Annotated in this window: 23 protein-coding genes and 4 tRNA genes; 17 read left to right on the top strand and 10 right to left on the bottom strand. The window is 67.6% G+C overall.

Translation table 11 applies throughout. The features are described from left to right. Positions 1-14: 14 nt before the first annotated feature. From pstS to pstB, 4 genes are read left to right on the top strand one after another with little or no spacing between them, the layout of a single operon-like run. Complete coding sequence (pstS, locus tag BST17_RS14940; protein ID WP_083059591.1) at positions 15-1118, top strand: phosphate ABC transporter substrate-binding protein PstS; 1104 nt, start codon at positions 15-17, stop codon at positions 1116-1118. Between the two features lie 47 nt (positions 1119-1165). Next, entirely contained in the window at positions 1166-2239 is a 1074-nt protein-coding gene (pstC, locus tag BST17_RS14935; protein ID WP_083059385.1) for a phosphate ABC transporter permease subunit PstC, read from the top strand. Continuing rightward, entirely contained in the window at positions 2236-3150 is a 915-nt protein-coding gene (gene pstA, locus BST17_RS14930; protein ID WP_083059383.1) for a phosphate ABC transporter permease PstA, read from the top strand. The genes pstC and pstA overlap by 4 nt, the downstream gene beginning before the upstream one ends. Positions 3151-3161: 11 nt before the next feature. Further along, positions 3162-3938, top strand: coding sequence for a phosphate ABC transporter ATP-binding protein PstB (gene pstB, locus BST17_RS14925; RefSeq protein ID WP_083059381.1), 777 nt, complete (start codon positions 3162-3164; stop codon positions 3936-3938). A 199-nt stretch (positions 3939-4137) separates the two neighbouring features. Here the strand turns inward: pstB and phoU are convergent, their stop codons facing one another. The 5 genes from phoU to BST17_RS14900 all read right to left on the bottom strand — a co-directional run bounded on the left by phoU (position 4138) and on the right by BST17_RS14900 (position 10020). Further along, positions 4138-4803 (bottom strand): phosphate signaling complex protein PhoU, encoded by a 666-nt coding sequence (gene phoU / locus BST17_RS14920; protein ID WP_083059379.1) that lies wholly within the window; start codon positions 4801-4803, stop codon positions 4138-4140. Between the two features lie 86 nt (positions 4804-4889). Further along, positions 4890-6911: an LCP family protein gene (locus tag BST17_RS14915; RefSeq protein WP_083059377.1), complete on the bottom strand. Its 2022-nt coding sequence runs from the start codon at positions 6909-6911 to the stop codon at positions 4890-4892. 220 nt (positions 6912-7131) lie between these two features. Then, positions 7132-8304 (bottom strand): tRNA dihydrouridine synthase DusB, encoded by a 1173-nt coding sequence (dusB, locus tag BST17_RS14910; RefSeq protein ID WP_407937750.1) that lies wholly within the window; start codon positions 8302-8304, stop codon positions 7132-7134. Further along, positions 8301-9311, bottom strand: a complete 1011-nt coding sequence (locus tag BST17_RS14905; RefSeq protein ID WP_083059375.1) for an acyl-ACP desaturase — start codon at positions 9309-9311, stop codon at positions 8301-8303. Before BST17_RS14905 ends, dusB begins: the two co-directional genes overlap by 4 nt. A 124-nt stretch (positions 9312-9435) precedes the next feature. Continuing rightward, the gene (locus tag BST17_RS14900) at positions 9436-10020 is read right to left on the bottom strand and encodes a TetR/AcrR family transcriptional regulator (protein ID WP_083059373.1); all 585 of its coding nucleotides are present in this window, start codon (positions 10018-10020) and stop codon (positions 9436-9438) included. Between the two features lie 71 nt (positions 10021-10091). Here BST17_RS14900 and BST17_RS14895 point away from each other — a divergent pair, with 71 nt between their 5' ends. Next, positions 10092-11087 carry an oxygenase MpaB family protein gene (locus tag BST17_RS14895; protein WP_083059371.1) on the top strand — a complete coding sequence of 332 codons (996 nt, stop codon included), beginning with the start codon at positions 10092-10094 and terminating at the stop codon, positions 11085-11087. A 28-nt stretch (positions 11088-11115) separates the two neighbouring features. Further along, complete coding sequence (locus tag BST17_RS14890) at positions 11116-12210, top strand: serine/threonine-protein kinase (protein ID WP_083059369.1); 1095 nt, start codon at positions 11116-11118, stop codon at positions 12208-12210. A gap of 90 nt (positions 12211-12300) precedes the next feature. On the opposite strand, the gene BST17_RS14885 is transcribed toward BST17_RS14890, so the two are convergent. Further along, positions 12301-12376: transfer RNA gene (locus tag BST17_RS14885), tRNA-Lys, on the bottom strand. Between the two features lie 136 nt (positions 12377-12512). Here BST17_RS14885 and BST17_RS14880 point away from each other — a divergent pair. From BST17_RS14880 to BST17_RS14855, 6 genes are all read left to right on the top strand, one after another. After that, positions 12513-12585, top strand: a tRNA-Glu gene (locus BST17_RS14880). Between the two features lie 44 nt (positions 12586-12629). Next, positions 12630-12706: transfer RNA gene (locus tag BST17_RS14875), tRNA-Asp, on the top strand. Positions 12707-12745: 39 nt separating this feature from the next. Next, positions 12746-12819 (top strand) — tRNA-Phe (locus tag BST17_RS14870). A 57-nt stretch (positions 12820-12876) separates the two neighbouring features. Beyond that, positions 12877-13461: a YdcF family protein gene (locus BST17_RS14865; protein ID WP_109750145.1), complete on the top strand. Its 585-nt coding sequence runs from the start codon at positions 12877-12879 to the stop codon at positions 13459-13461. Between the two features lie 18 nt (positions 13462-13479). After that, the gene (locus BST17_RS14860; protein ID WP_083059367.1) at positions 13480-13833 is read left to right on the top strand and encodes a Fe-S protein; all 354 of its coding nucleotides are present in this window, start codon (positions 13480-13482) and stop codon (positions 13831-13833) included. Positions 13834-13837: 4 nt separating this feature from the next. After that, positions 13838-14422, top strand: a complete 585-nt coding sequence (locus BST17_RS14855) for a TetR/AcrR family transcriptional regulator (RefSeq protein WP_083059365.1) — start codon at positions 13838-13840, stop codon at positions 14420-14422. Here the strand turns inward: BST17_RS14855 and BST17_RS14850 are convergent. Beyond that, a complete protein-coding gene (locus tag BST17_RS14850; protein ID WP_083059363.1) occupies positions 14419-15189 on the bottom strand; it encodes an MBL fold metallo-hydrolase in 771 nt (256 codons plus the stop codon). The two genes, BST17_RS14855 and BST17_RS14850, sit on opposite strands and share 4 nt — an antisense overlap. 95 nt (positions 15190-15284) lie before the next feature. On the opposite strand from BST17_RS14850, the gene BST17_RS14845 reads away from it, so the two are divergent. Further along, positions 15285-15890 carry a TetR/AcrR family transcriptional regulator gene (locus tag BST17_RS14845; RefSeq protein ID WP_083059362.1) on the top strand — a complete coding sequence of 202 codons (606 nt, stop codon included), beginning with the start codon at positions 15285-15287 and terminating at the stop codon, positions 15888-15890. A 50-nt stretch (positions 15891-15940) separates the two neighbouring features. Then, positions 15941-17506: a phytoene desaturase family protein gene (locus BST17_RS14840; RefSeq protein ID WP_083059360.1), complete on the top strand. Its 1566-nt coding sequence runs from the start codon at positions 15941-15943 to the stop codon at positions 17504-17506. On the opposite strand, the gene BST17_RS29305 is transcribed toward BST17_RS14840, so the two are convergent. From BST17_RS29305 to BST17_RS14830, 3 genes are read right to left on the bottom strand one after another with little or no spacing between them, the layout of a single operon-like run. Then, on the bottom strand, positions 17503-17649 hold the full coding sequence (locus BST17_RS29305) for a hypothetical protein (RefSeq protein ID WP_165762282.1): 147 nt from the start codon (positions 17647-17649) through the stop codon (positions 17503-17505). The genes BST17_RS14840 and BST17_RS29305 overlap by 4 nt on opposite strands. After that, the gene (locus BST17_RS14835; RefSeq protein ID WP_083059585.1) at positions 17646-18554 is read right to left on the bottom strand and encodes a cation diffusion facilitator family transporter; all 909 of its coding nucleotides are present in this window, start codon (positions 18552-18554) and stop codon (positions 17646-17648) included. The genes BST17_RS29305 and BST17_RS14835 overlap by 4 nt, the downstream gene beginning before the upstream one ends. A gap of 45 nt (positions 18555-18599) precedes the next feature. Then, positions 18600-18947: a UBP-type zinc finger domain-containing protein gene (locus BST17_RS14830; RefSeq protein ID WP_083059358.1), complete on the bottom strand. Its 348-nt coding sequence runs from the start codon at positions 18945-18947 to the stop codon at positions 18600-18602. Positions 18948-19033: 86 nt separating this feature from the next. Between BST17_RS14830 and BST17_RS14825 the strand changes: the two genes are divergently transcribed. The 3 genes from BST17_RS14825 (at position 19034) to BST17_RS14815 (ending at position 21077) form a co-directional block, all read left to right on the top strand. Then, on the top strand, positions 19034-19474 hold the full coding sequence (locus tag BST17_RS14825) for an SRPBCC family protein (protein WP_083059357.1): 441 nt from the start codon (positions 19034-19036) through the stop codon (positions 19472-19474). After that, positions 19471-20550: a CaiB/BaiF CoA transferase family protein gene (locus tag BST17_RS14820; protein WP_083059356.1), complete on the top strand. Its 1080-nt coding sequence runs from the start codon at positions 19471-19473 to the stop codon at positions 20548-20550. Before BST17_RS14825 ends, BST17_RS14820 begins: the two co-directional genes overlap by 4 nt. Positions 20551-20639: 89 nt before the next feature. After that, positions 20640-21077: an SRPBCC family protein gene (locus BST17_RS14815; protein WP_083059354.1), complete on the top strand. Its 438-nt coding sequence runs from the start codon at positions 20640-20642 to the stop codon at positions 21075-21077. The last annotated feature ends 48 nt before the right edge of the window (positions 21078-21125 follow it).

Below are 21125 nucleotides of genomic sequence, written 5' to 3'. Positions count from 1 at the left end.
AGCTCAACATCGGCATGGCACTGTCGGCGACCGCAATCGCCGCCCTCACGCTGACCGCGTGCGGTAGCGACAACAACGCCGGCACCACGGCGGGCAGCGGTTCGGAGACCGGCTCCGCGTCGGCCGCCGACTGCGGCGGCAAGAACTCGATCACCGCCGAGGGCTCGACCGCCCAGCAGAACGCCATCGCGCTGTTCAACCAGGTGTGGAGCCAGAAGTGCCAGGGCAAGAACCTGTCCTACAACCCGACCGGCTCCGGTGCCGGCCGCGAGCAGTTCGTCGCGGGCAACGTCGATTTCGCCGGCTCGGACTCGGCGATCAAGGAAGAGCAGGCCCAGCAGGCCGCCCAGCGCTGCGGTGGCAACGAGGCGTGGAACCTGCCGCTGGTCTTCGGGCCCATCGCGATGGCCTACAACATCGAGGGCGTCGACGGGCTGGTGCTCAACGGTGACCTGCTGGCCAAGATCTTCCAGGGCCAGATCACCAAGTGGAACGATCCCGCCATCACCGCGCTGAACGAGGGCAAGACCCTGCCCGACACCAACATCACCCCCATCTTCCGCTCCGACTCCTCGGGCACCACCGACAACTTCCAGAAGTACCTGGAGGCGGCTTCGGGCGGCGCCTGGACCAAGGGTGACGGCAGCGAGTTCCAGGGCGGCGCCGGCGAGGGCGCGCAGAAGTCCGCGGGCGTCGCGCAGGCCGTGCAGGCCACCCCGGGCGCCATCGGTTACGTCGAGAAGGGCTTCGCCGACCAGGCCGGCATTCCCTACGCCCAGATCGACAACGGCAGCGGCGCGGTGGAACTGACCGACGAGTCCGCGGGCAAGGCGATCGACGCCGCCAAGTTCGCCGCCGAGGGCAACGATCTGACCCTGGATCTGGCCTCGCTGTACGGCACCCAGGAGTCCGGTGCCTACCCGCTGGTGCTGGCCACCTACGAGGTCGTCTGCTCCAACGGCTACGACGCCGAGACCGCCGCGGCCGTCAAGTCCTTCCTGACGGTGGCCGCCAACGACGGCCAGGCCGGCCTGTCCGACGCCGGCTACGTGCCGCTGCCCGAGAAGTTCAAGGAGCGTCTGCTGACCTCCATCGAGGCCATCGGGCCGGCTGCCTAGTTCACTGGCACATCGGCGAATTCGAGGCGAGGATGGGTGCCTGACGCATGACTTTCAAAGGTATCGACAAGGGTTCAGACGGGAACTCAGTGACTATTCCGAATCCAGCCGACTCGGGGTCGGGTGAGGCACTGGCCGCACCCTTCCCCGAGCCCACCCCGATCTCGACGAATCCGTCGAAGAACGCCAAGGTGCGCCCGGGCGACCGCATCTTCAGCGGCCTGGCCACCGGCTCCGGCGTCCTGATCATCGCGATCATCGCCGCGATCGGCTTCTTCCTGCTGTGGCGCGCGATCCCGGCGCTGCAGCGCAACGAGGAGAACTTCTTCCTCTTCGGTGGCAACTGGGTCACCACCGACACCTCGGCGATGAGCTTCGGCATCCTGGACCTGCTCCAGGTCACCGTGTTCGTGTCGGTGTTCGCCCTGGTGATCGCGATGCCCATCGCCCTGGGCATCGCGATCTACCTGACCAACTACGCGCACAAGCGGGTCAAGGGCCCGCTGGCCTACATGGTCGACCTGCTGGCCGCGGTGCCCTCGATCATCTACGGCGTGTGGGGCCTCTACGTGCTGGCGCCGGCCATCAAGCCGGTCGCGGTGTGGCTCAACGAGAACATGAGCTGGCTGTTCCTGTTCTCCACCGGTAACGCCTCGGTCGCCGGTGGCGGCACCATCTTCACCGCCGGCATCGTGCTGGCGGTGATGATCCTGCCGATCATCACCGCGGTCACCCGCGAGGTGTTCGTCCAGACGCCGCGCGGTCAGATCGAGGCCGCGTTGGCGCTCGGCGCCACCCGCTGGGAGGTCGTGCGGACCACGGTGCTGCCGTTCGGCATGTCCGGCTACATCTCCGGCGCCATGCTGGGCCTGGGTCGCGCACTCGGCGAGACGATTGCGCTGCTGATCATCCTGCGCGGCACCCAGACCGCCTTCGGCTGGTCGCTGTTCGACGGTGGCTTCACCTTCGCCAGCAAGATCGCCTCGGCGGCATCGGAATTCAACGACCAGTACAAGGCGGGCGCCTATATCGCGGCCGGCCTGGTGCTGTTCATCCTCACGTTCGTGGTGAACTCGCTGGCGCGTGCCGCGGTCTCCGGAAAGGACAGGTCCGCATCATGACCGCAGCGCTGGAGAAGCCGGTCAAGGCACCCACCTTCCAGGGGGTCAGCGGCCGACGCAAGTTCACCGACAACCTGGCCACGGTGCTGGTCACCGCCTCGGTCGTCATCGCGATCATCCCGCTGATCTGGGTGCTGTGGACCGTGGTGTCCAAGGGCATCGGGGTGGTCACCTCGAGCACCTGGTGGATGAATTCGCAGGCCGGTATGACGGCCTTCGCCGCCGGTGGTGGCGCCTACCACGCGATCGTCGGCTCGCTGCTGCAGGCGCTGATCTGCGCGATCATCTCCATCCCGATCGGCATCTTCGTCGCCATCTATCTGGTGGAGTACGGCGGCGGGACGCGCCTGGGCAAGATCACCACCTTCATGGTCGACATCCTCACCGGTGTGCCCTCGATCGTGGCGGCGCTGTTCATCTACGCGCTGTGGGTGGCCACCTTCGGCTTCCAGCGTTCGGGCTTCGCGGTCTCGTTGGCGCTGGTGCTGCTGATGATCCCGGTGATCGTGCGTTCCACCGAGGAGATGCTGCGCATCGTGCCGATGGACCTGCGCGAGGCCAGTTATGCACTGGGCGTGCCGAAGTGGAAGACCATCTCGGCGATCGTGGTGCCGACCGCGCTGTCGGGCATCGTCACCGGCATCCTGCTGTCGTTGGCCCGTGTCATGGGTGAGACCGCGCCGCTGCTGATCCTGGTGGGCTACGCACAGGCCATCAACTTCGACATGTTCAGCGGTTTCATGGGCTCGCTGCCCGGCATGATGTTCGACCAGACATCGGCCGGCGCCGGTGCCAACCCGGTCCCGACCGACCGGCTCTGGGGCGCGGCGCTCACGCTCGTCGTCCTGATCGCACTGCTCAATGTCGGCGCGCGATTCATCGCCAAGTTCTTTGCCCCGAAAAAGGTTTAGGAGTATCTGAGATGGCCAAGCGCCTCGATCTGAAAGACGTCAACATCTACTACGGCGCCTTCCACGCCGTGCAGAACGTCTCGCTGTCGGTGGAACCGCGCAGCGTGACCGCGTTCATCGGCCCCTCGGGCTGCGGTAAGTCGACCGTGCTGCGCACGCTCAACCGCATGCACGAGGTCATCCCGGGTGCCTACGTCAAGGGCTCGGTGCTGCTCGACGGCGACGACATCTACGGCTCGGGTGTCGACCCGGTGGGTGTGCGTAAGACCATCGGCATGGTGTTCCAGCGCCCGAACCCGTTCCCCACCATGTCGATTCGTGACAACGTGGTGGCCGGGCTGAAGCTGCAGGGGGTGCGCAGCAAGAAGACCCTCGACGAGGTCACCGAGCGCTCGCTCAAGGGCGCCAACCTGTGGAACGAGGTCAAGGACCGCCTCGACAAGCCCGGTGGCGGCCTGTCCGGTGGTCAGCAGCAGCGGCTCTGCATCGCCCGTGCCATCGCCGTGCAGCCCGATGTGCTGCTGATGGACGAGCCGTGTTCGGCCCTGGATCCCATCTCGACGCTGGCGATCGAGGATCTGATCTCGGAGCTCAAGCAGGACTTCACCATCGTGATCGTCACGCACAACATGCAGCAGGCCGCCCGGGTTTCCGATCAGACGGCGTTCTTCAACCTCGAGGCCACCGGTAAGCCCGGACAGCTCATCGAGATCGACGACACCGAGAAGATCTTCTCCAACCCGACCAAGAAGGCGACCGAGGACTACATCTCGGGCCGGTTCGGCTAGCTCGACGCTTCACCTGCGCGGCATCGGCTACGGCCGGTGCCGCGCAGTGCTTTTCCGGCGCACGGACCGCACGGCGAGCGACCGTGTAGGTTCGTGACACGCCGCGCCCGGCGGGCAGTCCGGGGTCGCTCGCGAGCCGGTGCCCCGAAACGACAAGGGCCGATCCCGGACGGGATCGGCCCTTGTCGCAGGTATAGCGCTACTGCGGTTCGGCCAGATTGTCGTCGGGCAGCTCACCGGTGGCGGTGAAGATCACCCGGCGCGAGATCTCGACCGCGTGGTCGGCGAAGCGCTCGTAGAAGCGGCTCAGCAGCGTGACATCGACTGCGGCGGTGACGCCGTGCTTCCAGTCCTTGTCCATCAGCACCGAGAACAGGTGACGGTGCAGATCGTCCATCGCATCGTCCTCATCGCGGATCTGGGCGGCCTTCTCCGGGTCGAGGGTGTCCAGCACCTCGCGGGCACTGTGGGCCAATTCCACTGCGACACGGCCCATCTCGGCGAAGTAGCCGTTCACCTCCTCGGGCAGCGCATGCTGCGGGTGGCGGCGGCGGGCGATCTTGGCCACGTGCAGGGCCAGCGCACCCATCCGGTCGATATCGGCGATGATCTGGATGCCGCTGACGATGGCGCGCAGGTCTCCGGCGACCGGGCCCTGCAGGGCCAGCAGCATGAAGGCGGCTTCCTCGGCACGCACCCGGATCTCGCCGAGCCGGTCCTGTTCGGAGATGACCTGCTCGGCCAGCGCCAGGTCGGCCTGCAGCAGGGACTGGGTCGCGCGTTCCATCGCCACGCCGGCCAGACCGGCCATCTCGCCGAGCTGAACGGTCAAGGAAGACAGTTGTTCTTGGTACGCAGTACGCATGGGAATACCTTACGGTTGCTGAGCTTCCAGGTCACGATTCCACAGGTGAACGAAAGGTGAATGCCCTTCGCGCCCACGGTCCTGCTTTATTCGCAGGTCGTGTCGGCCGCGTTGGTGACGGTGAGGTCCTCGGGAAGCTCGGTGGTGGTGCTGCTGGACGTGCCGCGCAGCAGTCGCACCTGGACGGTGGAGCCGCTGGGCGACGGCGGTGTGACGGAGCTGAAATCGGAGCCCAGCACCACCCGCACGACGTCGCCCATGCCGGTGGTCCGCTCGATGGTGGCGTTGTGGAAGGACGAGGCGACGGTTGCTGCGGCCTGCTCGTTGCCGGGGGAGAAGAACACCGTCGTGGAGTCCAGCGGCCCCGGGTAGTCGTCCGGGGTGTCGACGTTGAAGCCGTGCTGCTGGAGCACCGAGGCGGCATTGGCGGCCAGACCGGACTCGCCGGTGGAGTTGGACACCCGCACGGTCACCGCGCTCGGGTCGGTGGTCACCGCGTCGAGCGTCTCCGGCCCGTCGGTCTGAGTGGGCGCGGTTGTGCCGCCGTGGGTTTCGGGGGCGGCCGGTGCCGGGGTGTTGTCGACATTGCGTTCTTCGGGCAGCGGGTCGTCGTTGATGATCGCGTCGAACAGGGCGGCCATGTCATCGACGCGGGGCTGCTCGTTGCCGTACTCATCGGCGTAGCCGGTGGTGGGCACGGTGACGAAGGTGATGCGGCCGGCGTTGACGCCCTGGACCGACTGGCCGAGGTCGACGAGGTCCTTGGTCTTGATGTTGTCGACGTAGCTGTCCTCGATGAACATGTTGACCACGTTGTTGAGCTTGGAAAGACTGAAGAAGACCTCTTTGGAGATCATCGAGCGCAGTAGCGAGGACAGGAACAGTTGCTGGCGCTTGATCCGGCCGTAGTCGCCGTTGAACTCGGTGGTCACCTGGCGGGCGCGCACGTAGTTCAGGGCGGTGTGCCCGTCGACCATCTGCCGGCCCGGGTTGGCCAGCACGGTGCCCAGCTCGTAGTCCTCCAGCGGGGTGGTGCTGCACACCTCGACCCCGCCCAGGGCGTCGACCATCTTGGCGAAGCCGTTGAAGTCGATGGCCATGAACCGGTTGACCGACAGGCCGGACAGCTTCTGGATGACCTTGACCAGGCACTTGGGCCCGCCGACGGCGTAGGCGGAGTTCAGCTTCGTCTCGGTGTAGGCCTCCTCGAGGCCGTACATCGGCGAGTTCTCGTCGGTGATGGGTCCGTACACGCCGGTCTCGGGATCCCACGGCTCGCATTTCATCGGGGTGATGGACAGATCACGTGGGAAGGAGACGGCGACGACGCGTTTACGGTCCGCCGGGATGTTCACCAGCATGATCGTGTCCGACCGCGCGCCCGCCGCATCGTCGGTGGTCCCCGCGCCGATCTCGGCGTTGGCCCCGATGCGGGTGTCCGTGCCCACGATCAGGAAGTTCTCGTCACCGAACTGCTTGTTCGGGTCGACGATATCGCGCGAGTTGGGGTCCAGTGCCGACACCTGGTTGAGGCTGTTGTTCTTCATCGACTGCCACTGCCAGGCGCCGCCGGTCAGCACCAGCGCGCACACCGCGGCCAACGCGGCGGCCACCCGGCCGGCGGTGCGCGCGGTGCGATGGGAGTGGCTGCGGGGCCGCACGGCGTGCAGCGGGGGCCGCTCGGCGGTCAGGTCCGGCAGTTCCGGGGCGTAGGCCGACGGGACGTACATGACCTCGGTCGGCGGCTCGGTGGTGCCGGGGCGGTCCGGGGCGTCGGGTTCGAAGATGACGGCGTCGATCGGCTCGACGGGGTCGGTGATCTCGGCCGCCGTCTCGGGCGCGATGTCGGGGGTCTCGTCGGTGCCATCGTCCTCGGCGCGGTGCCGGGACCGTCCGGGGGTGTCCGGCTTGTCGGCGGCCAGCTTGGCGATCAGGTCGGCGACGGTGACACCGTCGGTGTGGTTACCGGAATCGGCGGGCGGCACGGAGGCGGCCGCCCGCTCCCACGGCGCGGCGCCTGGTTTGGACCGCTCGGATCGGGTAAGCCGGTCATTGTCGCCCCGCGCACGGTCGGGCCGGCCAGGAGTGGCGTTGTCGCCGTCACTCATGTCCTACCGGCCTTCGACTCGAGGGGTGCGTGCGCGCCGTTGCGCACGGTGTCGTGTGGGCTGCCCAGCTGCTGTGCGATCAAACAGCACTACTTCTTGTAGCAGGCCCATGCCCGGATCCGCCAGCGGAGACCGGGCACGTGGGCCCTCATCGTACTGAGGCAACCTGAGCGTCGGCCAGCGCAGCGATGTGACGGAGCAGTCTCGTAACCATCTCGGCTCAGCCGCCGGAGTGCATGACATCGGCCGCCTCGGGCACGGTGTCGTCATCGGGATCGTCGAGCCAGCCCTCGGGCAGCGACACCGACGCCGGGGAGCCCTGACGGCCGCGCGGGCCGCCGGCGACCTCCGGGAAGGGCACCTCCCGGTCGAGTTCGTCCAGCAGCGTGTCCAGCTCATCGAGGGTCTTCACCAGCGCCAATGCCCGTCGCAGGTCGGCACCGGCCGGAAAGCCGTGCAGGTACCAGGCGACATGCTTGCGGATGTCGCGCATGCCCTTGTCCTCGCCGAAGTGGGCGGCCAACAGTTCACCATGGCGGCGGACGATGTCGGCGACCTCGCCGAGCGTCGGCGGGGTGGGGATGGGATGGCCGTTGAACGCGGCGGACAGTTCGGCGAACAGCCACGGCCGGCCCAGGCAACCGCGCCCGATGACGACTCCGTCACACCCGGTCTGCGACATCATGGTCAGCGCATCGCGGGCGTCGAAGATGTCACCGTTGCCGAGCACCGGAATGCCGGTCACGTGCGCCTTGAGTTCGGCGATGCGTGACCAGTCCGCAGCCCCCGAGTACCGCTGGGCCGCGGTGCGGGCGTGCAGGGCGACGGCGGCCGCACCCTCCTGCTCGGCGATCCGGCCGGCGTCGAGATGGGTGGTGTGCTCATCGTCGATGCCGACCCGGAACTTCGCGGTGACCGGGATCGAGGTGCCGGACACACCGCGCACGGCGGCGGCGACGATCTGGCCGAACAGCCGGCGCTTGAACGGGATGGCGGCGCCGCCGCCGCGCTTGGTGACCTTGGGTACCGGGCAGCCGAAGTTCATGTCGAGGTGATCGGCCAGGCCCTCGTCGGCGATCATCTTCGCCGCGCGGTAGGTGGTCTCCGGGTCGACGGTGTAGAGCTGCAGCGACCGCGGCGACTCGTCGGGGGCGAACGTGGTCATGTGCATGGTGACCGGATGGCGCTCCACCAGCGCCCGGGCGGTCACCATCTCGCACACGTACAGACCGCTGATGGTGCCGGCGCGGGCCACCTCCAGTTCGCGGCACAGCGTGCGGAAGGCGACATTGGTGACACCGGCCATCGGGGCCAGCACCACCGGAGAACGCAACGCGATCGGCCCGATCTGCAGGGCAGACCGGGCCGTCGTCGGGTTGTCGAGCAGCGTCATCCGGCGGCGGAGGAGCTCACCAGCAGGTTCTTCATCGCCTTCTTCTCGGCGACCTTGCGCTCCCGCTCCAGCCGGCGTTCCTTGGCGATCTCGAACTTCTCGCAGGTCTCCTCGAGCTCACGGACGTGCTCACCGATCTCGTCGCGCAGCTTGGCGCCCTCGCCGGTGAAGTCGTCGCGCTCCAGGATGCGCCACTTCTTGAGCACCGGCATCACGATGTCGTCGAGGTGGATGCGCGGGTCATACACACCACCGGTGGCGATCACGACGGCCTTGCGGCGGAAGTCGGGGATCGTGTACCCGGGCATCTTGAAGTTGGTCAGCACCTTGTGCAGTGCCTTCATCGCCTGGTTCGGCGCGATGTCCAGCCCGGCGGCGGAGACGTCGCGGTAGAAGATCATGTGCAGGTTCTCGTCGGCCGAGATCCGGCCCAGCAGCTGGTCGGCGATCGGCTCGTTGCACGCCTTGCCGGTGTTGCGGTGCGAGACGCGGGTGGCCAGCTCCTGGAAGGTCACGTAGATCACCGAGTCGAACAGGCTCTGGGCGAACAGCTCATCGCCGCCCTGCTGGTTCTGGCCGGGTGAGAAGCCCCGGGTGACCTGCTCGACGCGCAGCTCCTCGAGCTCGATCGGGTCGATGGCGCGGGTGACCAGCAGGTAGTCGCGCAGCGCGATGCCGTGCCGGTTCTCCTCGGCGGTCCAGCGGTTGACCCAGTAGCCCCACGGGCCGTCCATGCTGAAGTTCATCGCGATCTCGCGGTGGTACGAGGGCAGGTTGTCCTCGGTCAGCAGGTTGGTGATCATCGCGACCCGGGCGACCTCGGACAGCTTGGACTGCTCGGGATGCCACTCCTCGCCGCCGAGGGCGTAGAAGTTCTTGCCGTCCGACCACGGGATGTAGTCGTGGGGGTTCCAGTCCTTGCGCATGGTCAGGTGCCGGTTGATCTGCTTCTCGACGACGGGCTCCAGCTCGTGCAGAAGCTGCAGATCGGTCAGTTCCTTGATCATGGACCCTCCGATTTATCTGTACCTGGTGGTTGCACTCAATATATCTGTGTCTTTCGGTGACATTCAAGTTCCGTCAACGTGAGTCGCATAACGGTTACCCGTCTTTTGGGTAAGTCCACCGTGATCAGTGCGCGGCGGCGCGGGCGAGCAACAACTTGCTGCAGTAATCCACGAACTGGTCGCGGGTCGCGCTCAGGCGGCCGTCCAGGTAGGCGGTGAACAGGGCGGTCAGCGCGCCGACCAGGCCGGTGGCCACCATGGCCTGCACCGACGGATCGGCGATCTGGGTCAGCTTGCGCTGGATGAGCGCGATGAAGTCGGGCATCCACTCGGCGCCGGATTTGACCAGCACCTGTTCGCGTTCGGGGGCCAGCAGCAGCACCCGGCCGCGAGTCGGGTCGTCGACCATCAACTCGACGAACTGCTCGACGGCGGCCCGCGGAGTCTGGGCCGACAGCAACGTCGTCATCGCCGCGCCGCACACCTCGTCATAGACCGCGCGGACGAAAACATCGCGGTCGGTGAAGCTTTCGTAGAAGTAGCGCTCGGTCAGGCCCGCCGCGCGGCAGACCGCGCGCACCGTCAGCGCCGGCCCGGCGGCGCCACCGAGCAGTGCGATGCCCGCGGTGATCAGTTCGTTGCGGCGCAATGCCTGGCGGTCCTGCAGGGGAACGCCGGACCATCGACCACGTCGTTGACCGGACGGCACATCACTCCTAAGCTGCGTAATGACAACGGGTGTAGTCAGAATTGATTCCCGACTCGAACGGAAGGTCGCCAGTGACTCAAGATACGTCCGAGACATGCCCGGTGACCAGCGATTCCGCTGCGGCCGCCGGCTGTCCCGTCAGTACGGGTTACGACGCCGTCCCGCTCGGCCCCGATTCGCTGACCTGGAAGTACTTCGGCCAGTGGACGGGTCTGTTCCAAGGCACCTGGGCCGGCTCGATGCAGAACATGCACCCACAACTCGGGGCCGCGGTCGAGGAACACTCGATCTTCTTCATCGAGCGCATCCCGCGGCTGCTGCGCTCGATCTACCCGATCGGCGGGGTGGTCTTCGACGGTGACCGTGCCCCACAGACCGGCGCGGAGGTCCGCGATTACCACATCGGCATCAAGGGCACGGACAAGCAGGGCCGCCGCTACAGCGCGCTCAATCCGGACGTCTTCTACTGGGCGCACGCGACCTTCTTCAAGTCGACCCTGTTGGCCGCCGAGAAGTTCGGCGGTGGCATCTCACTCGCCGACAAGCGGCAGCTGTTCGACGAGCACGTGCAGTGGTACCGGATGTACGGCATGAGTATGCGGCCGGTACCGAAGTCCTGGGAGGAGTTCGAGGCCTACTGGGACCACATGTGCACCCATGTGCTGGAGCGCAACTGGGCGGCGGTCACCGTGATGGACCTGTCGACTATGCCCAAACACCCTTCGCTGCAATGGATTCCGGATCCGTTGTGGAAGCTGAACCTGAAGGTGATGCAGCGCTTCCTGACGTTCATGACCGTCGCCCTCTACGACGAGCCGGTCCGCGAACTGATGGGGTACACCTGGACGCCGCGCCAGCAGTTCCTGCACGACCGGCTGTGCGAGGTCATCACCGTCGCGGGCAAGGTGCTGCCCAAGCGCTCGCTGATGCATCCGCGTAAGCGCTCGGCGGTGGATCGCGCCGCCGGCCGGCTGCCCGCCGATGCGCCGTTGGTACAGACCCCGGCCCGCAACCTGCCGCCGCTGGAGTACCGCGGCAGCCCGAACTTCTACTGCCCGCAGGTCTGAGGTTCAGCCGCGGTCTACGGTTGACCGCATGCAGCAGCCCCTCGGCGGTCGCTACGAACTTCGCGGACTCCTCGGCCGCGGCGGCATGGCCGAGGTCCACGACGGCTGGGATGCGCGCCTGGGCCGGCCGGTGGCGATCAAGCTGATGGACCCCCGGGTCGGAAGTCGGCAGCGGTTCGAATCCGAGGCGCGCGCGGCGGCTGCCCTGAGCCACCCGCACATCGTCGCCGTGCACGACAGCGGTGAGCAGGACGGCACGCCCTACATCGTGATGGAACGCCTCTCGGGGCGGACGTTGGCCGACCTGATCGCGGCGGGCCCGATGCCTCCGCCGCAGGTACGGGCGCTGCTGTCGGAGATCCTGTCCGCGTTGGCCGCCGCGCACGCCGCGGGCATCCTGCACCGGGATGTCAAGCCGGCCAACATCCTGATCACCGACACCGGCAGCGCCAAGATCGCCGACTTCGGCATCGCGAAGAGCCCCGAATCCGGGCAGACGATGACGGGGCAGCTGTTCGGCACGCTGGGCTATCTAAGCCCCGAGCGGCTGGCCGGCCATCCGGCCACCGCCGCCGACGATCTGTACGCCGCGGGCGTGTTGGCCGCCGAGGCCCTCATCGGCCGCATCCCGCTGCCGCACGAGAACCTGGCCGTCCTGCGTCCGGATGTCGACGCGACGCTGGTCTCGGCGATCCAGCGGGCGACCGCACCCGATCCTCGCCACCGCTTCGCCGACGCCAGGCAGATGCTGGCGGCGCTGTCGGTGCGACCGCCGACGATGGTGCTGGATCAGCCGCTGCCGGACCCGGCCACGGTCATGGTGGCGGCCCCGCGGTCGCGCAGTCGCCGCCGCACGGTGCTCGCGGTGGTCGGTGCGATCGTGGCCGTGCTCATCCTCATCGCCGCGTTCCTGGTCGACACCGCCTCACGCACCGGGACGCCCACGCCGGCGCCGTCGAGCACGACGAGTCCGTCTCCGGTCGCGCCGGTGTCGTCGCCGCCGGTCCTTCCGACCACGACCGTCGCGCCCGCCCCGGCGCCCGCGCCAGGCCCGCCCCCTGGGCGTGGCAATGGGGAGAACCGCAAGGGTGAGAAGGGGCCGAAGCCCAAGCAGGACCGCTGAAAGCGGGCCCGGCGGCACGAGAGTGACGTTCTTGCGGTCCCGGCGGCCGTCCGAGCGCAGAAACGTCACTCTCGCGGGCCGGAGTAGGTGTGGTGCCCCCACCAGGGCTCGAACCTGGGACCTGCGGATTAAAAGTCCGTAGCTCTACCGACTGAGCTATAGGGGCGTGGTGAAAAAGGATACTTGCCGCCCTGATCAGACGAGTGGGGGTATCCGGTTTGGGATTTCGCGCAGCTGTGTCCTAAGCTATCGAAGCTTCCAACGTCACCGGCGTTGAGAGCGGCCCGGAGAAATCCGGATAGGCCCCCATCGTTTAGCGGCCTAGGACGCCGCCCTTTCACGGCGGTAGCACGGGTTCGAATCCCGTTGGGGGTACGGCACGACGGTGGTGACACACCGGAGTGCAGCAGTACGAGCAAGGCCCTGTGGCGCAGTTGGTTAGCGCGCCGCCCTGTCACGGCGGAGGTCGCGGGTTCGAGTCCCGTCAGGGTCGCCATCTCGGCGAGGTATCCCGGTCGAAAGGCCGGAGCCTTCCGGCCAGGTAGCTCAGTTGGTACGAGCGTCCGCCTGAAAAGCGGAAGGTCGCCGGTTCGATCCCGGCCCTGGCCACTCAGATCAAAATTGTCATTTCCGTAACATCTTCCCCACGGATCACGATCAACAGTCGTGCCGCACTCATTCGGGGATGAAAAGCGCAATCGCCTGACCGCCGTCGTTGTCGCCGTGCTGCTGGCGCTCGGACTCGCCCTCGCCGCGCCGGCCCAGGCCCAACCCGCGGGCAAGGATTTCTCCAAGCCGGCCATCGTGATCCTCGGTTACGGCCTGACGCCCGACGGCTGGATGCGCCCCATCCTCTACACCCGGGTGCTCACCGGACTGGCCATCGCGCAGGCGTTCCCGCAGTCGCCGATCATCGTCACCGGGGGTAACCCGCGCCAGGGCCGCACCGAGGCCGGGGAGATGCGCAACCTGCTGCAGCTGCTCGGCTTCCCGCGCAACCGCATCATCGTCGAGGACAAGGCCAACAGCACCGTGCAGAATGCCCGGTTCTCCGTCCCGCTGGCCGAGAAGGCGGACACCTCCGGCATCATCCTGGTCACCTCGTCGACGCATCAGGATCGCGCCGACACCAACTTCGTCGACGCCGGAGCCAACGTCCTGGCCACCGTGAGCTTCCCGGACGGCAACCCGCAGACCAACATCGGGCAGTTCATCAAGGATGTCCTCAGCCCACTCACGCCGATCCGATGAGCGCGATACGCTCCCGCCATGGAGCTACTACGCAATGTAGTTATCTTGCTGCACATCGTCGGCTTCGCCGTCACGTTCGGCGCCTGGGTGGCCGCGGCGGTGGCCCGGGAATTCCGGGTCAGCAGGCTGATGGACTACGGCCTGCTGCTGTCGCTGCTCACCGGCCTCGCGCTGGCCGCACCGTGGCCGGCGGGTGTGGTGCTCAACTACCCGAAGATCGGCACGAAGCTGGTGCTGCTGATCATCCTCGGTGGCGTGCTGGGCATGGGCAGCGCCCGCCAGCGTCGCACCGGGCAGGCCGTGCCACGTCCGCTGTTCTATGCGGCCGGGGCGCTGTCGGTGACCGCCGCCGCCATCGCCGTTCTATGGTGACCGGGTGACGACGGACGCGGCCGGTGCAGATTTCCGCACCCGGCTGCTGGCCGCGTGCGAGGCGTCGATCGCCGAGGACGGGTACGCCAAGACGACGATCGCCGACATCGTGCGGCGGGCCCGGACCTCGCGACGCACCTTCTACGAGCATTTCTCCAGTAAGGAGGAGTGCTTCATGGCGCTGCTGGCCGAGGCCAACGCCGATCAGGTGCGCCAGATATCGGCCGCCGTCGATCCCGACGCCCCGTGGCGCGAGCAGGCCCGCCAGGCCATCGAGGCCTGGATCGCCTCCGGCGAGTCCCGCCCCGACCTGACGCTGAGCTGGATCCGCGACGGCCCATCGCTGGGCGCCGCCGGGCGCGCGCTCACCCGCGATTTCATGGAGCAGTTCATCGAGATGGTGAACGCCCTGGTCGACAGCCCACGTTTCCGCGAGGCCGGCATCGGAGCGGTGTCGCGCCAGCGGGTCATCATGCTGCTGGGCGGACTGCGCGAGCTGACGGCCGTCACTGTCGAGAACGGCGGCACCATGAGCGATATCACCGAGGAAGCCGTCGACGCGACGATCGCGCTGGTGGCCCCGCACTAGGCGCTTGCGCGCGCCTGCTCCAGCAGCACCGGGTCGTGGGCATTGACGATCAGCAGGTCGGGTTCGTTGCGCGCGGCCAGCTCGGCGAGCCGGGCGTGGTTGTCGCGCACCTGCTTTCGGTCGAAAGCCAGCACCATCTCCATCGACAGGATCTTCGGGATGGGTTGGCCGTCGAGCTTGCCGCGGTGGTAGAACGCATCACCGCAGTGCAGCACCCAGCGATGCCCGGCATCGACCGCCACGCACGCATGCCCACGGGTGTGCCCGGGCAGCGGAATCAGTGCGATGCCGTCGAGCACCTGCTTGGCCGCGCCGAATCCGCGCCAGGGCTCGCCGTCGGCATCGTGCTCGACGAGCTTGGGGCCGTGCGCCCACTGGATGCTGCGATAGCGCATCCGCTCCTGCGCCGAGGGGGAGTGCACGGCGGCGGCCGCCTCCGATGAGGTGACGTGCACCTGGGCGCCGGGAAAGTCGGCGAGACCGCCGATGTGGTCGAAGTCGAAATGGGTGAGCACGATGTGGCGGACGTCGCCGCGGGCGTAGCCGAGCGCTTCCACCTGCCGTGCCGCGGTTTCGGCCGGGTCGAGCACCGGGCGCGATGCGTGCCGGAAGGGCCCGAGCCGACGGGCGGGCTCGGCGCAGTCGAGCAGCCCGTACCCGCTGTCGACCAGCACCAGGCCGTCGGCGGCCTCGACCAACAGGACGTGACAGACCAGCGGTGCCGTCGGAACGGGCATGCTGCCGCAGTTGAGATGATGCACGCGCACTACGTGGAGACCCCCCTCGGAACGTTGCCGCGAGCCTACGAAATGCCCGCCGCGGGTCCGGCGGCGCACCCAGCGGTCTGGGGTACGTTGAGCCGATGGTTCGGCCCGCCCAGACGGCACGCAGTGAGCGCACCCGCGACGCGCTGCGCCAGGCTGCGATGGTGCGCTTCTTGGCCCAGGGCGTCGACGACACCTCCGCCGAGCAGATCGCCGCTGACGCCGGGGTGTCGCTGCGCACCTTCTACCGGCACTTCTCGTCCAAGCATGACCTGCTGTTCGTCGATTACGACGCCGGTCTGGAGTGGTTCCGCACCGCGCTGGCACACCGCTCCGCCGACGAGTCGATCGTCGAAGCCGTCCACGCGGCCATCCTGGAATCGCCGTACGACGTGGACGCCGTCGCGCGTATCGCCGAACTGCGCTCTGATGAGCTGGACCCCGGCCGCATCGTCCGCCACATCCGCCAGGTCGAGGCGTCGTTCGCCGAGGTCGTCGAGGAGCACCTGCGCCACGATCTGCCGGCGGCGCAAAGTGCCGATGACCGCCTGCAGATCACCGTCGCCGCCCGCTGCATCGCGGCGGCGGTCTTCGGCGCCATGGAGGTCTGGATGCTCGCCGAGGACCGCTCGCTACCGGAGTTGGCCCGGCTGTGCCGCACAGCGCTGGACTCACTGGAATCGGGTGTCATCCCGACCCGCTAGAAGTTTTGTCAATATTGACAAAACGTGGTGCCGGGTGTCAGCCTCGGTGAATGTCGGACAGCTTCGATGCCATCGTCATCGGTGCGGGCCACAACGGTCTGGCCGCCGCCGCACTGCTGCAACGCGCGGGACTGCGCACCCTGTGCCTGGACGCCAAGCTCTATGCCGGCGGAACGGCCTCCACCGTCGAGCTTTTCGATGGCTACCGGTTCGAGATCGCCGGGTCGCTGCAGTTCCCCACATCGGCGGTGGTGAGCCGCGAGCTCGGGCTGGACGCGCTGCCGACCATCGACGTCGAGGTGATGTCGGTATCGCTGCGCGGTATCGGCGACGATCCGGTGATCTATTACACCGACCCGATGAAACTGCTCACCCACCTCAACGAGGTGCACGGTGCCGAAGCGGTCAACGGGATGGCCGGGCTGATGGCCTGGAGCCAGGCGCCGACGCGCGCGCTGGGCCGGTTCGACGCCGGCCGGCCGCCCAAGACCCTCGACGAGATGTATGCCTGCGCCGGTAACGAATTCGAACGCGGCGCCATCACCGACATGCTGTTCGGCTCGGTCACCGATGTGCTCGACCGCTACCTGCCCGATGCCGAGAAGCACGGCGCCCTGCGCGGCATGCTGTCCTTCCTGGCGGTCAACACCACCTACCGCGCTCCAGCCACCCCGGGCAGCGCGGCCGCGCTGGCCTTCGGGCTGGCGGTGCCCGACGAGAACGCCGTGCTGATGAAGAAGCTGCGCGGTGGGATAGGTGCTCTGACAACACATCTGCGTGATCTGCTGGTCGACGGCGGAGGAGAGCTGCGGCTGCGGGCGACGGTGCAGGAGATCCTGACCGCAGGCGGTCGCGTCACCGGGGTACGACTGGAGGACGGCTCGCAGCTGAGCGCGCCGATCGTCGTTTCGGGCGTCGCGCCCGATGCCACCATCACCGGGATGCTCGATCCCGGTGTGCTCCCGGGCGAGGTGCGTGAGCGCTTCGCCCGCGTCGACCACCGCGGAAGCTATCTGCAGATGCACTTCGCCCTCGATGGCCTACCGACCTTCGCCGACCCCTACGACATGCTCAACGACCCTGCGCTGCAGTCGGCGATCGGCCTGTTCAACACCCCCGAGGAACTGCAGCAGCAATGGGAGGACTGCCGCCGCGGCATCGTCCCGGCCGACCCGGCGATCGCCATGCAACTACCCTCGGTGCAGGATCCCGACCTCGCCCCGCCCGGTAAGCATGCGGTGTCGGCGTTCTCGCTGTGGTTCCCGGTCGAGGGGTCCGACGCGTCCTACGGCGATCTGAAGGCGCAGATGGGGCAGCGCGTCATCGACAAGATCACCCGGCTGGCACCGGATTTCGAGCGGCGCATCATCCGGCACACCACGTTCACACCGAAGCACATGGGCACCATGTTCGGCGCCCCCGGGGGCGATTACTGCCACGGGCTGATCCACCCCGAGCAGATGGGACCGAACCGACCCGGTCCGAAAGGCCATCTCGACCAGCCCATCCCGATCGACGGCCTGTACCTGGGTAGCGCCGGGTGTCACGGCGGCCCGGGCATCACCTTCATCCCCGGATACAACGCGGCGCAGGCCGCGCTGGCGGACCTGCGTTAGGCGTGCTCTTCGCCGGCCGGCGCGCCGCCCTCATCGGTCCAGTCCGACCGATCCTCGGCCCCCTTGGCCGGGTCGCTCAGGACATCGTCCTCGGCGCCCTCTTTACCCGCATCTGACTCGGTGGTCTTGGGATCTGCGCTCACCACGGTTCGGTACCCGCTTCGTCGGGCTCGGAAACGGTCAGCACCACCTCGATGATCTCCGGCGCGGAGTCCTCGAACCGGTGCTCCAGCATGCGCAGCGTGCGGGCCACCGACGACTCGACCGCATCGCCGACCAGGTCCACGCTCGCGATCACGAAGATCTGTTTGGGGCCGATGAACTCGGGCCGCAGGAACCGGACCCCGGCGACCTCGGGAAAACTCGCCAACCGCTCCGAGAGCGCCTGCTGCAACCGCGGCGGTCCGCCCTCACCGGTCAGAAAGATCCGGTTGCGGTTGATCAGCACCACGGCGACGACGGCGAGCAACAGACCGACCAGGATGGAGCCGACCGCATCCCACACCACATCGCCGGTGAGCTGGTGCAGCAGGATCCCGCCGAAGGCGATGACGATACCGATCAGCGCGGCGCTGTCCTCGGCGAACACCGCGCGGACCGTCGGGTCCGATGTCTCGAACGCGTACCGCAGCACGTCGCTGTCGAAAGCCCGCGCGTCGCTGCGCAATTGACGGATGGCCTGCAACCAGGACACCCCCTCCAGGACGAAGGCGATCGCGAGGACGACATAGGCGATGCGGTAATCCTCGGCGCCCTGCTCTCCGTGCAGCAATTCGGTGACCCCGTGCCAGATCGACACCGCCGCCCCGACGACGAACAGCCCGACGGCGGCGAGCAGCGACCAGACATAGGCCTCCCGGCCGTACCCGAGGGGCCGGCGCCGGTCGGCCTTGCGGGTGCTGCGCCGGGTCGCGATGAGCAGGAACACCTCATTGCCGGCATCGGCCCAGGAATGTGCGGCCTCGGCGACCATCGATGCCGACCCGGAGACCACCGCCGCGAAGCTCTTGGCCACGGCGACGGCCAGATTCGCGGCGAACGCCACCATCACGGTGAGTGTGCTGTCGCCGCCTCCCGATTTGACCACGACGGGTCAGCGATCCCGGCTCTGCAGTTGCGCCATCCAGTCGGCCGGTACCCGTGCGCGTGGTCCCGGCACCGGTTGGTCCGCGGGATGGGCCTGTGGCGCGGCCAGTTCCGGTCCGTCGTAGTACTGGTTGGTGGCGTAATCCCAGAACCAGTCCTCGCCCGGTTCGAAACTGCGGATGATCGGATGCCCGGTCTCGCGCCAGTGTGCCGAGGCGTGCCTGGCCAGCGAGTCATCACAACATCCGACGTGCCCGCACGCGGCGCAGCGACGCAGATGTACCCACCAGCCCCCGTCTGCATCGCACTCCACGCAGCCGCTGCCGGACGGGGGTGCGGAAGGATCGACGTCCACGGAGCTGAGTCTATGCCCGCAGGATTGCCCGCACGGCCTGGCGGGTTTCGCCGGTCGAGGTCCGGCGCGGTGGTTAGTGTCGGGCCATGGCAACCACCGTTTCCCGTGATGTGCTCATCGAGGCGACCCCGGAGGAGATCCTCGCCGTCGTCGCCGACGTCGAGTCCACCCCGTCGTGGTCACCCCAGTATCAGAAGGCCGAGGTGGTCGACCGCGACGCGCAGGGCCGCCCGCACCGCGTCATCCAGACCATCAAGACCGTCGGCATCAGCGATGCCCTGACCATCGACTACACCTGGGAGGAGAACAAGGTCAGCTGGGTGCTGGTCAAGGCCAGCCAGCTGAAATCCCAGGAGTGCAGCTACACGCTGACCCCCGAGGGCGACAAGACCCGCGTCCGCTTCGACATGACCATCGACCTGGCGATCCCGATGCCCGGCTTCATCCTCAAGAAGGTCATGTCCGGTGCAATCGACGTGGCCACCGAGGGACTGCGCAAGCAGGTGCTCAAGGTCAAGAAGGGGTGACCGGCGGCGGTCCGCTCGCCGGTGTCCGGGTGGTCGAACTCGGCGGTATCGGACCCGGTCCGCATGCGGCGATGATGCTCGCCGATCTGGGGGCCGATGTGGTTCGCGTCCGACGGCCGGGTTCGCTGCAGATGCCCGCCGAGAACGTCGATCTGCTGCACCGCGGCAAGCGCGTCGTCGACCTGGACGTCAAGCGCGAACCGCAGGTGCTACTCGACCTCATCGCGAAGGCCGATGTGCTGCTGGACTGCTTCCGGCCCGGCACCTGTGAACGGCTGGGCATCGGGCCCGACGAGTGCACCGCGGTGAATCCGCGACTCATCTACGCCCGGATCACCGGGTGGGGGCAGGACGGGCCGCTGGCGCAGACCGCGGGCCACGACATCAACTATCTGTCCCAGACCGGTGTGCTGAGTGCCATCGGATACCGCGACCGGCCGCCGGTCGCGCCGCTGAATCTGGTGGCCGATTTCGGAGGGGGCTCCATGCTGGTGCTGGCCGGCATCTTGGCCGCACTCTACGAACGCGAGCGATCCGGTACCGGACAGGTGATCGATGCCGCCATGGTCGACGGGGTCAGCATGCTGGCCCAGATGATGTGGACCATGAAGGCGACGGGATCGCTTGCCGACCAACGGGAATCGTTTCTGCTCGACGGCGGCGCCCCGTTCTACCGGACCTATGCGGCCGCCGACGGTGGGTACCTCGCGGTCGGCTCGATCGAGCCGCAGTTCTTCGCCGCCCTGCTGACCGGGCTCGGGCTCAGCGCCGATGGGCTGCCCGGCCAATTCGACCGCGATCGCTGGCCGCAGCTGCGGGAAGTGTTCGAGGCCAGGTTCGCCGAGCGCACGCGCGACGAGTGGGTCGCCGTGTTCGACGGCACCGACGCCTGCGTCACCCCGGTGCTGACCTGGGCGGAGGCCGCCGACAGCGCTCACCTGCTGACCCGTCACACGCTGGTCGATGTCGACGGGGTGCGGCAGGCCGCTCCGGCACCGCGATTCTCGCGCACCCCGGCCGGTCCGGTGGGCACGCCGCCGCAGCACACCACCCCGATCGTCGACCTGGATTGGTAGCGCCTTTGCTGCCTGCAGAATCGTCAATTATCAAAAACCAGTTCGGTCAAATCCTTGCGAGAAAATAAGACCCGTCTTATATTTGCCTGATGGCTGTCAGAGCGTCGAGAGAACTCCTCTTCGACGCCTCGCCGGAGGCGATCCTGGATGCGCTCGCCGACATCGACGAGGTGCCGACCTGGTCGACCCTGCACAGGGCCACCGAGGTGGTGGACCGTCACCCCGACGGCAGACCCCATCACGTCAAGGCCACCGTGAAGATCATGGGCATCACCGACAAGGAGATGCTGGAATACCACTGGGGTGACGACTGGATGGTCTGGGACGCCCAGGACACCTTCCAGCAGCGCGGTCAGCACGGTGAGTACAAGCTGATCCGCGAGGGCGATCGCACGCGGGTCCGCTTCGACCTGATCATCGATCTGGCCGCGCCCATCCCGGAGTTCCTGATCCGGCGCGCCAAGAAGCTGGTGCTCGACGCGGCCCTCGACCGGCTGCGCGCCCGGGTCAGCCGGTTCTACGGCTAGGAATCAACGCGAGGCAAACGGAATTCTGGGCTACGGCTGGTCGCTGAC

The organism is Mycolicibacterium bacteremicum, assembly GCF_002086115.1.
GTDB lineage: Bacteria > Actinomycetota > Actinomycetes > Mycobacteriales > Mycobacteriaceae > Mycobacterium > Mycobacterium bacteremicum.
The sequence above is the reverse complement of the archived record's forward strand: the minus strand, read 5'-3'. Positions and strand labels throughout refer to the sequence as shown.

Bases quoted from the DNA above. Each gene is read 5' to 3' on its own strand.
- dusB (WP_407937750.1), bottom strand. From the start codon at position 8,304: ATGACGCTGCTCGACAACCCGACGACGGCCCGGTCTGCCCTGCAGATC.
- pstA (WP_083059383.1), top strand. From the start codon at position 2,236: ATGACCGCAGCGCTGGAGAAGCCGGTCAAGGCACCCACCTTCCAGGGG.
- pstB (WP_083059381.1), top strand. From the start codon at position 3,162: ATGGCCAAGCGCCTCGATCTGAAAGACGTCAACATCTACTACGGCGCC.
- pstS (WP_083059591.1), top strand. From the start codon at position 15: ATGGCACTGTCGGCGACCGCAATCGCCGCCCTCACGCTGACCGCGTGC.
- BST17_RS14825 (WP_083059357.1), top strand. From the start codon at position 19,034: ATGGCAACCACCGTTTCCCGTGATGTGCTCATCGAGGCGACCCCGGAG.
- pstC (WP_083059385.1), top strand. From the start codon at position 1,166: ATGACTTTCAAAGGTATCGACAAGGGTTCAGACGGGAACTCAGTGACT.
- BST17_RS14890 (WP_083059369.1), top strand. From the start codon at position 11,116: ATGCAGCAGCCCCTCGGCGGTCGCTACGAACTTCGCGGACTCCTCGGC.
- BST17_RS14840 (WP_083059360.1), top strand. From the start codon at position 15,941: ATGTCGGACAGCTTCGATGCCATCGTCATCGGTGCGGGCCACAACGGT.
- phoU (WP_083059379.1), bottom strand. From the start codon at position 4,803: ATGCGTACTGCGTACCAAGAACAACTGTCTTCCTTGACCGTTCAGCTC.
- BST17_RS14915 (WP_083059377.1), bottom strand. From the start codon at position 6,911: ATGAGTGACGGCGACAACGCCACTCCTGGCCGGCCCGACCGTGCGCGG.
- BST17_RS14905 (WP_083059375.1), bottom strand. From the start codon at position 9,311: ATGATCAAGGAACTGACCGATCTGCAGCTTCTGCACGAGCTGGAGCCC.
- BST17_RS14845 (WP_083059362.1), top strand. From the start codon at position 15,285: ATGGTTCGGCCCGCCCAGACGGCACGCAGTGAGCGCACCCGCGACGCG.
- BST17_RS14835 (WP_083059585.1), bottom strand. From the start codon at position 18,554: ATGGTGGCGTTCGCCGCGAATCTGGCCGTCGCCGTGGCCAAGAGCTTC.
- BST17_RS14860 (WP_083059367.1), top strand. From the start codon at position 13,480: ATGGAGCTACTACGCAATGTAGTTATCTTGCTGCACATCGTCGGCTTC.
- BST17_RS14815 (WP_083059354.1), top strand. From the start codon at position 20,640: ATGGCTGTCAGAGCGTCGAGAGAACTCCTCTTCGACGCCTCGCCGGAG.